Origin of the sequence: Hymenobacter lutimineralis, from assembly GCF_008271285.1 — a bacterium.
Lineage (GTDB): Bacteria > Bacteroidota > Bacteroidia > Cytophagales > Hymenobacteraceae > Hymenobacter > Hymenobacter lutimineralis.
In genome coordinates, this window is the sequence record NZ_VTHL01000003.1 from 309,535 (window position 1) to 324,037 (window position 14,503).

15 protein-coding genes are annotated in these 14,503 nt (G+C 59.0%); 6 read left to right on the forward strand and 9 right to left on the reverse strand.

Annotated elements, in window-relative coordinates; translation table 11 throughout:
- The first annotated feature begins 4 nt into the window (after nt 1-4).
- Nucleotides 5-1,105 carry a helix-turn-helix transcriptional regulator gene (locus tag FY528_RS05355; protein WP_149069953.1) on the forward strand — a complete coding sequence of 367 codons (1,101 nt, stop codon included), beginning with the start codon at nt 5-7 and terminating at the stop codon, nt 1,103-1,105.
- Nucleotides 1,106-1,140: 35 nt separating this feature from the next.
- Here FY528_RS05355 and FY528_RS05360 read toward each other — a convergent pair whose 3' ends face one another.
- The 7 genes from FY528_RS05360 to FY528_RS05390 form a co-directional block, all read right to left on the reverse strand.
- Nucleotides 1,141-2,352, reverse strand: a complete 1,212-nt coding sequence (locus FY528_RS05360; protein WP_149069954.1) for a phospholipase D-like domain-containing protein — start codon at nt 2,350-2,352, stop codon at nt 1,141-1,143.
- Nucleotides 2,353-2,910: 558 nt separating this feature from the next.
- Nucleotides 2,911-3,696, reverse strand: coding sequence for a hypothetical protein (locus FY528_RS05365; RefSeq protein WP_262383913.1), 786 nt, complete (start codon nt 3,694-3,696; stop codon nt 2,911-2,913).
- Nucleotides 3,659-4,687 carry a hypothetical protein gene (locus FY528_RS05370; RefSeq protein WP_149069955.1) on the reverse strand — a complete coding sequence of 343 codons (1,029 nt, stop codon included), beginning with the start codon at nt 4,685-4,687 and terminating at the stop codon, nt 3,659-3,661. Before FY528_RS05370 ends, FY528_RS05365 begins: the two co-directional genes overlap by 38 nt.
- A 6-nt stretch (nt 4,688-4,693) precedes the next feature.
- Nucleotides 4,694-5,425, reverse strand: coding sequence for a hypothetical protein (locus FY528_RS05375; protein ID WP_262383914.1), 732 nt, complete (start codon nt 5,423-5,425; stop codon nt 4,694-4,696).
- Nucleotides 5,422-6,051: a hypothetical protein gene (locus FY528_RS05380; protein WP_149069956.1), complete on the reverse strand. Its 630-nt coding sequence runs from the start codon at nt 6,049-6,051 to the stop codon at nt 5,422-5,424. The genes FY528_RS05375 and FY528_RS05380 overlap by 4 nt, the downstream gene beginning before the upstream one ends.
- The gene (locus FY528_RS05385; protein ID WP_149069957.1) at nt 6,048-6,350 is read right to left on the reverse strand and encodes a helix-turn-helix domain-containing protein; all 303 of its coding nucleotides are present in this window, start codon (nt 6,348-6,350) and stop codon (nt 6,048-6,050) included. Before FY528_RS05385 ends, FY528_RS05380 begins: the two co-directional genes overlap by 4 nt.
- 3 nt (nt 6,351-6,353) lie before the next feature.
- On the reverse strand, nt 6,354-6,614 hold the full coding sequence (locus FY528_RS05390) for a hypothetical protein (RefSeq protein WP_149069958.1): 261 nt from the start codon (nt 6,612-6,614) through the stop codon (nt 6,354-6,356).
- Nucleotides 6,615-6,717: 103 nt separating this feature from the next.
- On the opposite strand from FY528_RS05390, the gene FY528_RS05395 reads away from it, so the two are divergent.
- The 5 genes from FY528_RS05395 to FY528_RS05415 all read left to right on the forward strand — a co-directional run bounded on the left by FY528_RS05395 (nt 6,718) and on the right by FY528_RS05415 (nt 11,635).
- Complete coding sequence (locus FY528_RS05395; RefSeq protein WP_149069959.1) at nt 6,718-7,605, forward strand: S24 family peptidase; 888 nt, start codon at nt 6,718-6,720, stop codon at nt 7,603-7,605.
- Between the two features lie 138 nt (nt 7,606-7,743).
- Complete coding sequence (locus FY528_RS05400) at nt 7,744-8,385, forward strand: response regulator (RefSeq protein ID WP_149069960.1); 642 nt, start codon at nt 7,744-7,746, stop codon at nt 8,383-8,385.
- Between the two features lie 524 nt (nt 8,386-8,909).
- Complete coding sequence (locus FY528_RS05405; RefSeq protein WP_149069961.1) at nt 8,910-10,397, forward strand: nicotinate phosphoribosyltransferase; 1,488 nt, start codon at nt 8,910-8,912, stop codon at nt 10,395-10,397.
- A 311-nt stretch (nt 10,398-10,708) separates the two neighbouring features.
- Nucleotides 10,709-10,924 carry a heavy-metal-associated domain-containing protein gene (locus tag FY528_RS05410; protein ID WP_149069962.1) on the forward strand — a complete coding sequence of 72 codons (216 nt, stop codon included), beginning with the start codon at nt 10,709-10,711 and terminating at the stop codon, nt 10,922-10,924.
- Between the two features lie 174 nt (nt 10,925-11,098).
- On the forward strand, nt 11,099-11,635 hold the full coding sequence (locus FY528_RS05415; RefSeq protein WP_149069963.1) for a hypothetical protein: 537 nt from the start codon (nt 11,099-11,101) through the stop codon (nt 11,633-11,635).
- Nucleotides 11,636-11,674: 39 nt separating this feature from the next.
- On the opposite strand, the gene FY528_RS05420 is transcribed toward FY528_RS05415, so the two are convergent.
- Both FY528_RS05420 and FY528_RS05425 read right to left on the reverse strand, forming a co-directional pair.
- Nucleotides 11,675-13,048, reverse strand: coding sequence for an ammonium transporter (locus FY528_RS05420; RefSeq protein WP_149069964.1), 1,374 nt, complete (start codon nt 13,046-13,048; stop codon nt 11,675-11,677).
- A gap of 103 nt (nt 13,049-13,151) precedes the next feature.
- On the reverse strand, nt 13,152-14,207 hold the full coding sequence (locus tag FY528_RS05425; protein ID WP_149069965.1) for an outer membrane beta-barrel protein: 1,056 nt from the start codon (nt 14,205-14,207) through the stop codon (nt 13,152-13,154).
- Nucleotides 14,208-14,503 lie beyond the last annotated feature (296 nt).

Here is a 14,503-nt window from a genome sequence, read left to right on the forward strand (position 1 = left end):
GACGATGCAAAGCAACAGCGTGGGTGTGCAGCCAAACTGCACAGGATGTAATTTTCCGAAAAAATTTATGCCTCCCTCAAAAAACGCATTGCTACGTTACGCTACGATTGATGAATGCTTGCAGAGTAAAGGCCGCCGCTGGTCATTCGAGGAGCTACGTCAAGCGGTAGAGGAGCGCCTAGATGCTCAATATGGCGCCGGTGGGGGCATTAGTGTAAGAACATTGCGCGAAGACCTGAAGAACATGCGTCCAGGGGGAGCAACCGGCTACAACGCACCGCTTGAAGTTACGCCGGAACGAGGGTACCATTACACTGAACCGGGCTACTCTATCTTCAATACTCCGCTTACCGTGGGTGACCTGTCTGTGCTTCACCAAGCCTTAGGCACGTTGAAGCAGCTACAAGGACTGGGATTAGCAGCTGGATTGCAGGAGGTAGTGGATCGGCTGGAGCTGCGCTTAAGCTACCAGGATGAGCAAGCTGGCCGCGTGGTTCTGCAGTTTGAGCAGACCCCTAGCTACCAGGGACAGCAATGGCTAAACAGCCTGTACGCGGCCGTGAGAGAGAGGCAAGCGCTGTGGCTTACCTATCAAGCATTCCAGGCGACCGAGTCACGGCGAGAAGTGGTACATCCCTACTTACTCAAGCAGTACAATGGGCGCTGGTTTTTAGTAGCGCAACGACATGGCCGGACAGGAGGCGCTTCCGTTTTCGCGCTGGACCGAGTACAGGGCGTGGAAACTGCAGCGGAGAGCTATCAACCCAGCACGTCAGATCCAGCTTCCTACTTCAAGTATCTCATTGGCGTTTCCATCCTGCCGCAGGCTGAACTCCTGGACATCCGACTGCGCTTCGCGCAGACACGGCTACCCTACGTATTGACAAAGCCACTGCACCCTACCCAGCAGGTAGAGGAATCGGCAGCAGGTACGCTAGTGCGGCTGCAGCTCGTGCCCACGCGGGAACTGTTGACTCTGCTGCTAAGCTTCGGCGCGGATGTAGAGGTCGTTGACCCCGCACCGCTACGCGAGCAGATTAAGGAGGAACTGAAGCGAGCCCTGCTATTGAATTATCCCGAAGTTCAGGCCAGCAGTGTTTGCTGAACTACGAGCGGTAGGGCTAATGCCTAGGGGGTGCCTCACTCCAACCGCAACTGCTGCCGGCGTAATAGTTTGCGCTTGAGTGACTTTAGCCTTTCTGGGACCTGAGTGGACGCTTCCGGCAACGCTATGCTGCCCCGCTGGGCTTCGGGGCTGAAATAAGGACGCTGAAACCACTCCTCGTAGAAGGCCTGCACATCGGATATGCTAACGCTTCGCAACTCCTGTTCCAGCGTCGGAGAGTAATCTGCTACTCGCAGAGCCCGTTCACTGCCCAAACTCCCGGCCGCCAGGAAATCGGGCTCTTCGATGACGGCCTGTCGACCGGGCTTTTTGAGTTTGGCAGGGATAAGCAGGCTGGATTGTTGCTCCTCGGCGAGCAGCGGCAGATACTCCGGCAGGGCGTATATCTGCTGCGTACCTATTGGATCGACCACCCACTTAGCGCGCTGAGGACGGGGTGTGGGAGGAAGCAGGTAGGCCGATTCGGGCAGCAGCTCCAGTAGCTCCAGATTCACCCAGTATTTAAAGCGGCGGAGCTCAGCGCGACCGAACTCCTTCTCTCGGGTGTTGATAAAGGCCGGTAAGCCACCCAGGCGAATAGCGTAAGGTCGCGGGGTGAACGTAATGCCATAGGATGCAGCGTTGCCACCCTGAACGTATCCCGTGCTTTGCACTCTGACGCGCATCAGGCGGGTATGGCCAGTGCGGCGGTCTGCCACTTCGACCAGAGACGGGCGCCCACTGCCTGCTCCGGCCACTTCGAACCGGGCCAATTCGCTGGAATCATCGCCCAGCAGCAACACGGTTTTGCCGGGCAGGCCCGGAACATCGTCCGTAATTAGGTCGAGTACCTGGTGCAGGTCATCGTCGGACGTGAATTCCTCCGGCAAGTCCTGTAGGGCACGATAATCGGCTATGCGGGAAGGATCAAATGGGTGGCACTTCGAGCGGATATGGTCCAGATAGATGCGCACCTGCTCGTAGAGGCCGGTACCGGGCGCGCTGGGAATAACGATGGAGGCCTCCAAGTTCAGGCCGGTCAGGGCTGCTGCAGTGAAGTTGTGACTACCAAACCAGATTTCCGCCTCGCCGTTGGGAAAATCAAACAGCAGAAGCTTTGTGTGCAGGAGCCGATTGGTGCTGTGGTACTTGTCGTTCGTTTTCAGGCGACGGCAGTGCAGGTAAAACTGATGTGCACCTCGCGCAAAGAAGTGACCGAGCTGATCAATCCGGGTTGGCCGCTGCAAATCGACACAACAGTATGAAGTACCTCTGTTGAGTAGGTTTACGAAATTTTGATCAAGGAATGATGGTGGGATAGTCCAGTAAGCAATGCAGCCACGAAAGGCTTCCGCTCGGGCAATACTCGCATTGAGTCGGTTTCGGATACTGGGCAAGGTTATGTCGCCGGGGAGAAAAAGCATAGAGTAAGGAAAGCGAAAATTGATTTGTGAAAGGACTAATCTATTGATTTGGGATAATACCCAGCCTGCGCGGCTGTTTATACCCATAACTGAAGTAGAGGATCATGCTTTTGGAACCGGGTTTGTTCAGAAAACCCATTTAATATGGCTTCTTTGAACGCCACCAAACGCGCGAATTGCGTTATGCGGAGTTTTTGCAATTATTAAGACCAGTCACTTATTGGAATGGTCTCTACTCTAGGCCATGAGGTATTAGATTCTCCCTGGTACAATGCCGTGGCGCTCGGCGAAGCGACGGGTGGCGTCGCGGCTGCGGCGGCTGATGGCCCACTGGGCCTCGGGGCTAGGCCGTCAGTCGGGGCGGGCGTTTCATTGGGTGGCTCATGCTCCTAGGTACTCTGGTTCTATTCCATGCTTTTCGGCGAACCGGCGGGTAGCCTGCTGGTGACGGCGGGCAATCTGCTGCTGGGCGGCTTCGGAGGGTTGCCAGTCTGACCGGGGGTGGCGCTGGATGGCTTGTTGCACCTCGTGGCGCTGTTGCTCAGCTTGCTCCTGAGAAAGCAAACCGCGGCGTAGCTTCTGCCTGATAAGGGTAAGCTTGTCGCGCAGGTGCTGGGCGTTGGGATGGCTGTCGGGAATCATCAGGACCACGTTCTGTACCAGTGTGGGGGCAGCCTGCTGCAACTGGTGTAGGGTGACGGCCTCTTGGCTGATGGCCTGGGCTTTCCGGTCGAGGTGCTGATTTTCGAGGGTGCGGGCCTTGCGGTCAAAGTAGTCCCGGATGATTTCGTACACCTTGGCCGGGTCAAGGGCATTGAAAAACTTGGTGCCGTTGGTGCGGGCTTCTTTTAGGGCCAGAATGATATCCTTGATGCTGTCGTGGGTGTAGGTCTGGGCCAGCGTGTCGGCCAGCTCCAGAATGTCGGCGGCATCGGGCTTTTCGGCTACCCGGACGCTATCCACGAAGGCCCGCAGGATGACAACCAGCAGCTTTACTACCACTTCCTCCCCGTAGTCGCGCTTTAGCTGGAACAGCTTAGGGGCGGCGGCGGCCTGGGTGATGGTCAGGCCTACCGACAGTTCGGCCAGGGCGAGGCGGGCGTTGGGGTTGGGGGTGCTGGCCAGGTGGCTAACGGTCGTACTTGGACTTGAAGCCAGTTGCAGCAAACAAGTCTCCGGCCGGGGGCTGCTGATGGAGGGAGCCATCGGGGCGGCGCTGGACGTTGGGAGCGAGTTTGAGGCGGTTATCGGCGGCGTCATTGAGCATGAATCGTTTGGCGGTGGCAACCCAGTCTTTGCGGGTGGGCTCTAATCCGGTTTTCTTGTCGCGCCACGTAGCTACCAGCTGGTGGTAGTGGCGCAGGTCGGCCAGCTCGTAATCGGTGCCCTGGAAGGCTTGAATGAAGGCCGACACGTCGGCAATGGGGCTCTGGCTAAAAGGCAGCTCGTGTAGCGCCGTGCGTCCTCGTCTGACATCGTTGCGGGGGGCGGTGGCAGCTATGTGGATGGCGGCGGCCTGAACCCCTTTCTTTTTTAGCGCAACTTTTTTCTTTGGGGCAGCCGGCTGCGCCGGGCCTGCCCCACTGGGTAGGGCGGTGTCGTCGAACATTTCTACCCCTGAATGCCCCTCACCTTCCAGTACCTCTATCTTTTTTTGCGGAGCGGCGGTGCCAGTGTTTTCACTGTTTGTACTACCTGTTTTATTATATAAGGAGTGTCGGCCCACTTCTGGGCCGACCTCTCCCCCTGGGTTGGCCCATTTCTGGGCTGACTGTTGACCCACTTCTGGGCAAACTGGTGCGGGTTGAGTTGGCCCACTTCTAGGCCGACTGGCCGGCTTGGGTTTGCCCACTTCTGGGCAAACCTCCGTCATTCCGTCGAGCACCTGTAGCCGGGCCGTGCTGCCGCCGCTGTGGCTGGGTTGATAAGTGAGCAGACCCCACGTACTCAGGTCACGCATGGCGCTTAGATAGGTGTCTTTGTTGCCGATGTGGGCAGCCTGCATGATGTCCTGGCGGTTGAGGGGCAACTCATGAGGGAAACGTTCGGCGTTCCAGGCGAAGAACAGCGCCCAATACAGGCTGACATGGTGGGGCCGGGCCTCGGGGCGGGCCAGCAGGTGCCGGTGGGCGGCCATCGTGTGGAGGATGAAGTTCACGGGTCACTACGCCGCTTTTTTAGCCCGTGCGCGCTTCCTGGGCAGGGGCTGCTCCGGTGCGGTCTTCATCATTTGCTCGTGCTGTCTCAAGTGCTCTCCGACCTCTTGCTGCAACTCGGCGCAGGTTTGCTCGGGATGCTCGGAGGCATAGCCGTTGGCCTCGGCCAGTAACTGGCAGTCGTCCTTCTCCGGCTGCTGTTCAAACAAATCCAGTTGCCTGCCAGCGTCGCTGTGCTTCCCGCGTAGGGCGGCTTCTACTTCTTCCAGCGCATCGAGCACCGCCGATTCTAACAGGCCGGTGTAGCTGTATTCGTGGCCGGTTTCAGCATCGTAGGCGACGTAGGGGCTGGTGAGGTTGAGCACCCGGTTTCCGGAAAGCTGGCGCTGGCCGATGAGCGTTACGCCTCCCCCACTACGGCCGATGCTCAGGCCCGTTACCGTAAAGTTTTCAAAGTGTGCAGGTAGCTCCTCGGCTTCGTCTTCGGGCCAGAAGTCGGGTGTTTCGGGCAGCTGCTCACAGAGTAGGCAGAGGTGCGGGACGAGGCGGGAAAAGCGGTGCTGCAGATCGGGGTGTACCAGCTCCTGGCTGGTGAGGGTGAAGGCGCGGGGCGGGCTATCTTGGTCGCGCTGCTCGGTGAACTCGGCCAGCAGCTGGTAATCCTTGATTTTGGCTTTCTGAATTCGGATGATGGACTGGGCGGCCTCGGGGCCAACGATGGGAGCAAGTTGGGAGGTCATGCGGGTTGTAGGACTTGGTGGTGGGCGTGGAAGACTGCGGCAGAGAAGCCGCGGGGCGTGAGGCTGCGGATGTTGGCGCGGTTCTTTGATTGCGGCACCTTGTCCACCATCGAGCCTTTGACGGGAAATACGGGGCGCTTCTCGGGCATCTGGAAGCCGTGGCCGGTCCAGAGGCAGGTGCGCTTGGTGTAGGCCTCGGCTTCGGGGTCGGGGAGCCAGCCGGCGTACTCGCAGGGGTCGAACTGGTAATCAGGCTCGCGCCAGTAGTGGCGGAGCTGGCCCCGGGGGTTTTCCAGGAAGTATGGCGCGCCCAACATTTCGCAGAAGTCGGCGGCTACGCCTACCAGGTCGAGGGCGGCGGCCAGGGCCCGGATGCCTTTGACGCGGAACAGGTGGGCACCGGCGTTGCTCAGGTCTGTGCAGGGCGGGAAAGCAGCTACGAAGGCCACCGGGCCGGGCGGGGGCACGAAGCGGCGCACGTCGCCGCCGACCAGGCAGACGTTGCCCTGCCAGGTTTCACCGGGCGGGTGCTGCAGGTCGACGCAGTAGCAGACGTAGCCGGCGGCGGCCCAGGGCGCCGTGAAGCGGCCGGAGTGGTCGAACAGGGAAATGACGGCCGGGCTCATGCGGTGGCTACCGGCATAGTGGGACGATGGTAGCGGCGCGGGTAGGCGTCGAGCACGGACTTTCGAAACCCCCAGTCACGCTCGTTGAGGCGCACCCCCTGGATGCGGCCGGCGCGGCGGGCGCGCAGCAGAGCGCACACGGAGAGGCCGATGTAGGCGGCGGCCCGGTCGGTGGTCAGTATCTCGTCGGGCTGGGCGGTGGTGGCCAGGGTGCGGGCCGCCTCGGCGGCCTCGAGTGTATCCAACCGGCCCAGCACCCGGTTCCACTCGGCTTCGGGAATGATGGCGACAAGCTGCATGGCTCAGGCTTCGGCTACGAGTTTCTGGGCGCGTTCCTGCACGTGGCGGCGGCGGGTAAACTCTTCCTCCGCCACTTCCAGAAACACATCTACTACCTCCTTGCGGGCCTCGTCGTCGGCAATAATCTGGTAGAGGCGCGACTGGCTGAGCTTGATGCCGCGCTCCTTCAGCCGGGTAAGCGTGTCGGCTATTACGGTGTGCTTACGACCCAGCTTTTGTAGCACTTGCTGCAATATTCCCGGCTCTTTCTCTTTCTGTTCCATTCTTTTTCCTGTTATTTTGTATATTGCTTGAGAAAGCATCACACCTTCTGATGTAAACATAAGTACATCATAAAGCATTTATTACATCAAAACAGGATGCAGTATGAAAGCCGCTGATACTGAGCCAGAAAAAAAGTCGGAAATCGTCCAGCGAGTGCAGCAAGTGCTGACGCATTACGGCCTGAATGCCAGCAGTGCAACGCAAAAACTGGGCTACAGCACTACCAGTAAGCTGTATAACATCCTGAAAGGCTCGGAACCCAGCTATCCTACTTTGGTGGACTTCCTACGGCAGTGGCCGGACCTGTCGCCAGAGTGGCTGATGCTGGGCCAGGGGCCAATGCTGCGCGGAGAAAATGGCGGGGCGGCGGCAGTGACGCTGCAACCACCGAAAGCCCGCGACGGGCAGCCGGCAGTTAACAGCGGCAGCGTACTGGTGGTAACGGTAGGGATGGACGGAGAGGACAACGTGGAGCTGGTGCCCGTGAACGTCCAGGCCGGCTACACCGTGCAGCACAACGAAGCAGTGTTCGTGAGCGAATTGCCGAAATACCGGCTGCCACGCTTCGAGCGGGGGAAATTCCGCGCCTTTGAGGTAGCCGGCGACTCCATGGAGCCTACACTTAACCACAATGACATTGTGGTGTGCTCTTATGTGGACAACTGGCGCTTGCTGGTGCCGGATGATATTTATGTGATAGTAACGACGGAAAGCGTGATGCTGAAACGCATTCGGGCGCGTATCAACAGCAGAACGGATGAAGTGATACTGTACTCCGACAACCCGCACCGCCGCCCCTATCCGGTGGATGCTTCGGACATTACGGAGCTGTGGCGGGTGAGAGGCTATATCTCCACGTATTTACCCAGCGCGCCCGATGTAACTGTGGAGCGCCTGTGGGAAGTGATTGAAGCGTTAGGCTTTGACCGGGGCGAAGTACGGCGGCACTTGGAAGAAAATGCCCCCGATTCTGCCCCCAGAGCAAAATAAATACTATCCAACTGCTTGATATACAATGATTAACAATGAATCATTCGATTCCCGCCGGGGCTACTCCGCGTACTTTTTAGTTATATCCTGTCGTTACCCCACGCGCCGCTACCTCTTCCCCGTTCCGTTACGTCCTACATGATTAGAATCATCCTTACTGATGACCACACCCTGCTGCGAAATGGCCTGCGGGCCTTACTAGCCCGGGTAGAAGAAGTTGAAGTTGTAGGGGAGGCTGCCAACGGACAGGAATTGCTGGATATGCTGGAAACCACGCCGGCCGAAGTGGTGCTGATGGATGTGGGCATGCCCGTGCTGGATGGCCTGGCTACCCTGCCTTTTTTGCGGCAGCGCTTCCCGGCCGTGAAAGTGCTGGCGCTTTCTATGCTCGACCACGAAGAAGACGTGAGCCAGATGCTGGATGCCGGCGCTCTGGGCTATGCCTTAAAAACCGCCGATGCCACCGAACTGGCCTACGCCATTCGGACCGTGGCGGCCGGCAAGCCCTTCCTGAGCACCGCCATTGGTCTGGATGCCCTGGCCCGGCTGCGCCAGCTGGCCCCCCGCAAACCGGCGCACTCTATCCCCGAGCTGTCGGCGCGGGAGCTGGAAGTGCTGATGCTGATTGGGGAAGGCCTGACCAGCGGCGAAATTGCGGATCAGCTGTTTACCAGCAAGCGCACCGTGGAGTCGCACCGGCTGAACATCCTCGATAAGCTCCAGGTCAAGAACACGGCGGCCCTGATCAAGTACGCCGTTCGCCATGGGCTGATTGCCTGATTCTATCGTTTGCCACTGCTTTTGCGCATGCTGCGCGGGTAGCTACCGCGTCGGCCAGGCACAAAAAAGGCTGGCAGAAACTGCCAGCCCTTTTCGTTCCTTGTGCACATAAACTAGTACCTAGGATGCTGATACTAAGAATTCCATAGTATAAAACCAGTAGGCCGGGGCGCGACCATAATAAGTAGGGTAAGTGGTGCCGAAGGCCTGGTGTGAAAGCAGCCGGCAGGCTGTTGGGAAGTCGTGTATTTGCTTATGCATAGTTCCCCAAAAGCAGCGAGTAAAAACTCAGCATTCATACGTATTTCGCCCCCGTATTTGTACGCATTTTACTTGGCTGGGCCGTCCGGGAAAAGAGCCTCAGGGCAGAAGCCACCAGCAGCACTACCGCTCGATGCGGCCGGGGGCACGGTGCAACGCGCTACAACTTATACCTTCGCCCCCGGGTATAGGACTATCGGCCCTGCTGTGCCACTCAGTCTGGTTTCTGCTTCCACTCAGGCCTCGCGGCTCTTTTCCTGCTTATGAACCCTGCTCCCCTTTCCGGCCTTTATGCGCCTTCGCTCAGCCTCCTTACCGACCTGTACCAGGTGACCATGGCGTATGGCTACTGGCGCCAGGGCCTCCAGGACCGCGAAGCCGTGTTCCACCTCTACTTCCGGAAGGCCCCATTTGCGGGAGGCTACGCAGTGGCCGCCGGCCTGGCCTACGCCGTCGATTTTCTGCAGAACCTGCGCTTTTCCGACGACGACCTCTCCTACCTCGGCAGCCTGCCGGGCGCCAAGGGTGTGCCCTTGTTTCCGCAGGAGTTTCTGGAATATCTGCGCAACCTCAAGTTCACCTGCGACGTGGATGCCATAGCCGAGGGCACGGTGGTTTTCGGCAACGAGCCGCTGGTTCGGGTGCAGGGGCCCTTGCTACAGGCTCAGCTGGTGGAAACGGCCCTGCTTACTCTCGTAAATTTCCAGACCCTCGTAGCTACCAAAGCCGCCCGCATCCGCGAGGCAGCCGGCCCGGATACGGTGCTGGAGTTTGGCTTGCGCCGGGCTCAGGGCCCGGATGGGGGACTAAGTGCCAGCCGGGCCGCTTATTTGGGCGGGGTCGATGCGACCTCCAACGTACTGGCCGGGCAGCGCTTCGGCATTCCGGTGAAAGGCACGCACGCCCATAGCTGGGTAATGGCCTTCGAAGACGAGCCGACTGCCTTTGCCGCGTATGCCCAGGCTTTCCCCGACGACTCCGTGTTCCTGGTAGATACCTACGACACGCTGGATGGGGTACGGCATGCCATCAAAGTAGCCCGCGACATGCGCGCCCGTGGCCACGAGCTGGGCGGCATTCGCCTCGACTCTGGCGACTTAGCCTACCTCAGCCGCGAAGCCCGCGCGCTGCTTAATGAGGCGGGCTTTGAGAAAGTACGCATCGTGGCCAGCAACGACCTGGAGGAAAACCTTATCACCAGCCTTAAGCAGCAGGGCGCCCAGATTGATACCTGGGGCATCGGCACGCAGCTGGTTACGGCCTACGACCAGCCGGCCCTGGGCGGGGTGTACAAGCTGGCGGCCCTGCGCAAGCCCGATGATTCCGGTTGGGACTTCACCATCAAGCTTTCCGAACAGCTGGCCAAAACCAGTATTCCAGGCATTCTGCAGGTGCGGCGCTACGAAACAGAAAAAGGCCAGCCCCGCGCCGACATGCTCTACAACGTAGCCGAGCCGCTCCCGGCCGCCCTCACTCTCATCGACCCCCTGGACGCTACCCGGCGCCGGCCCGTGCGCCCCGATGCCCCCTACCGGGAGCTGCTGGCACCCATTTTCCGCCGCGGCGAGCTGGTGCATGCGCTGCCCTCACTAGCCGAAAGCCGCGCCCACGCCCAGCGCGAGGTGCAAAGCCTCGACCCCAGCATCCGCCGCTTCCTGAACCCGCACGTATACCCGGTAGGCCTGGAAGAGAGCCTGCACACCTTCCGCACCAACCTGATTCTGGAAAAGCGTCCCCAACGACCGGCGTAAGGCATATATCTCAAAAGGCAAGGCCCGACTGCACACGTAGCCGGGCCTTGCCTTTTTCGCAAGAGTTAATTTTTAATCCGTCAGGAGAGGTTTGTCCGTTGACAAGCTGGCTGCGGCAGACGCAAGAGTTTTGCTTGCTCATTCAGAGCCTCGACCTGGCACTCGGCTCGTAAAGGCAAAACTCTGCACGCTGTCAGTCAAAGTCTATACTGCCTTCGTTTACCATCGGGGCTACTTTTGTGTTGTTATAATACCTCACCCGCCCCGGGCCGTTTCTAACCGCTTCAGTGGCTTAACCCAACTTGCTTTGTATGCCGACTCTTCAATTCAAAACCAGCATCAACTGCGCCAACTGCCTGCGCGCCGTTACGCCTTTTCTTAATGCCGAGCCCAGTGTGGAAAAGTGGGCCGTTGATACAGCTACCCCGGCGAAGGTGCTGACGGTGGAAGGCACAAACGTCATTCCGGAACAGGTAATGAAGGCCGTAGCGCAGGCGGGGTTCGATATTGAGCCCCTGGCAGCCTAGCCACGGGCACTAAGCATGAAAGTCCCGTTCCGAGCGGGAACGGGACTTTTTGCTAAGCCAAGAGTTTACTTCCTGCCTAGGCGAAAGGAACTGCTGCTTACGCACTACCAAACAGCTGTTTGGCACGTATACAGTTTCTTTGCTTTTTGAGCCAACGCGTACCCACCCCCACCCATGAAATACCTTGTTTTGGTGCTTGGCCTGCTGGCCAGCCCCCGGGCAATGGCCCAGGAAAAGCCGTTCCAGTTTTCGCCACTGCCGCTGGATACCCGCACCTATCAGGTGTTGTACAGCGGCACAGTGCCGGTAGCCGCCAATGCGCCGGAGCTGTTGGCGCGGGCCCAAAGTTGGCCCGATGGCACTCCGTATCAGGCGACGCTTCGGCGCTGCAACCCCGAAACCGGCACCCTGAAAATGCGCGTGGACAGCCGCCACGGATTCGAAAACTATACCGGCCACCTCACCATACGCGTGGAGAATGGGGCGTATACGTACCAGCTTACCGACCTGGCTTACACTCAGCCTGACTATGCCAGGGCAGGTAAATACAGTGCCGGGGCCGTTACACAGCGCCTGGAAGCCCTGGTATATGCCCGGCCCAGCAAGTACCGCACCCGGAAGTTAGCCGAAGTACATTCCCGTCTGCAACGGCTACTGGAAAGCCTGCGCCAGGCCATGCACACCGAGGGACCAGACCTAGTAGCCCGCTAGGGGCGCGGCCAACACGAGGCTGACCGCACCACCTGTGGCTTACGAAACCAGTTCCTTGCGGTAGGTTTTCTCGAACTCTTCGTCGACGTGGTAGATGGACTCCTCGTGCTGGCTCAGGTCGAGGCCTAGCTCTTCGTCGGCTACTTTCACGCGCAGACCGAATAGTTTGTCGGTCAGCTTCAGCAGCACCCACGATACCCCGAAGGTGTAGGCAATGACGATGGTGAGGCCTAGCAGGTGGTAGCCGAATACGGTAGCCGTGCCGTTTACCAAGCCCACTTTAGCGGCGAAGACGCCCGTGAGGATCATACCCACAATGCCGCCCAGGCCGTGGCAGGGAAACACATCCAAGGTATCATCGAGGGTGGTGCGGTTTTTCCAGTTCACACCCATGAAGCTTACCGCCGAGCCAACCACCCCAATCAGGATGCTCTGGCCATAGTCGACGTAGCCGGCAGCGGGCGTAATGGCCACCAGGCCGACTACTGCCCCAATGCAGGCGCCCATAGCCGTGGGCTTGCCGCCCCGGCTTACTTCCAGCAGCATCCACACCACCAGCGCCGCAGCCGAAGCCAGGTTGGTGTTGACGAACGACAGCGCGGCCATTTCATTGGCGCCCAGGGCCGAGCCGGCATTGAAGCCGAACCAGCCAAACCACAGCAGGCCCGTGCCCAGCAGTACAAATGGCACATTGGGCGTGGAGAAAGACGTTTCGCGGTGGGCCCGACGGGGCCCCAGCACCAGCGCCCCTGCCAACGCGGCAATACCCGCCGAGATGTGCACTACGGTGCCCCCGGCAAAGTCAAGCACACCCCACTTGCGCAGGAAGCCCTCAGGGTGCCAGGTCCAGTGCGCCAGTGGGCAGTAAATGAACAGGCAAAAGAGAATGATGAACGCCAGGTAGCCCTTAAAGCGCACCCGCTCGGCAAACGAACCCGTAATCAGGGCCGGGGTGATGATGGCAAACTTCAGCTGGAAGGCGAAGAACAATACAAACGGAATAGCCGGCGACAAGGTAGGATGCGGAGCCGTACCCACATTGCGCAGCATAGCAAACGTGAGCGGATTGCCGATGATACCATGCCAGGAGTCGCCGTAGGCCAGCGAGAAGCCCACGAAGTACCACACCAGGGAAATCACGCCCAGAGCCACAAAGCTCTGCAGCATAGTGGAAATCAAATTTTTTGGCCGCACCATGCCCCCGTAGAAGAACGAGAGGCCCGGCGTCATAAGCAGCACGAAGGCCGAGGCGGTGAGCATCCAGGCCACATCAGCGGCGTTGAGTACATCGGTAGAAGAAGCCGACGGGTGCGGCAGGGGCACGAAGGCAGCCACCGCACTTAGCACGAACAGCACTATCAGCAGCAGCGTACCGTAGTTTAGCCTGGTCTTTGAGGAATGTGTGGTTTCCATACAAAAAGTAAAAAAGGTTGATTATGGACTAGCAGCACGTACCCGGTAGGCCGCGACGATGCGCGTTTCCAGCAGGTGTGAGGAGGCGAAAAAGTTGAGGAGGCTAGAATTTGTAGACGGCCGCCAGCAAGGCAGTAGTCGTGGATTTGCGCACGTTGCCGGCCGAGTTCACGAAAAGGCCGCCCGTTTGCTGCCCGCTATCCAGGCGCAGTTCGGGAATGAGCGTCAGGTTGTCTTTGCGCAGGTTGGCCGACAGCGTGGCCTCCAGAATGTCCTGGTCGAAGCCGAGGATATTTTTGCGGTCGGAGAAGTACTCGCCCCGCAGTGTGAATCCCAGCCATGGAGCCGGGTCGAAGTTCACGTAGCCCGCCGAGCCCCACCACGTGGTGCCCTTCTGCCAGCCGGTTTCCGTCCGCTCGCTGCGGTACTGCACGGTACCATTGTAGGAGAAGCTGAACTGCGGCGTGAAAGCGTAAGTAAGCACCACATCCCCCTGCTGCAGCCGTAGCGAATCAAGCTGGCGGCCACCCTGGTAGTTGAAGTAGGCTTTGATTTTATCGTCGCCGGAGCTGGTTCCCACCTGCGCAATCAGCACCTTGGGCATCGCGCTGGCGCTTTTCAGATCGGTTGGGTTGGCCACCCCGGCCATCAGAGTGGTTTTGGGTGTGAGCTGGTAGTCGGCCTTAAGGCCCGTATGGAAAAACGGACCGTAGGAGAACATATAGCTCATACTGTAATTCCGGTTCAGGTAGGGGTCTACCGACTCGTATCCGACGTGGGTGGCCCAGCTGCCAGCCGTCAGCTTCAGCTTTTCGGTGGGGCTGTACGTGAGGTACAGCTGCTTGATGATAAAGCGGGTTTTGTCATCGGCGTAGGAGAATTCCTCGGCCCGCCGACCAAACCCAATATCCGCCACCATTCCTACTTTGCCAATGGTATGCTCGCCTTTCAGCGAAATCATGCCCAGCTCAAACGAATTGTGGCTGTTGGTAAAGCTGGTGAGGTTGTTATAGGGTGCGTCTTTGGGGTTCTGGAAATTGTACCGATAGTACACATCGGCGTAGCCGGAGAGCTTGTAGGGTGGCGCGTGCGCCGTTGAGTCGTTAGCGTCCCCGGCTAAAGGGGAGCACATAGCCAGCAAAGTGGTAAAGAGCAACATACCGTTTGGGTTAAGTGTGACACACAGCAAGGCAGCGCTCAGTCACGTCGAAACGCGACCAGCGGCTTCACTATTCTCACTTCCCGTAGTCAGCTATAGCCCGGTGCCGGCGCGTCCGCGAGGTATGGCTGAGTACAGTCGGTGTATCCTGTTCAAAAAAATTGCTAACCGGTCCTGCAGTACCAGTGTAGTCCGAAGGGAAGATTTCGCTTGCCGCGGGGGGAGTTGGCAGGCAAGAGCAGCTAATTCAGAGCGGAAGCCCAGGGGGCACGGCTGCAATACACAGCCCCTTATAA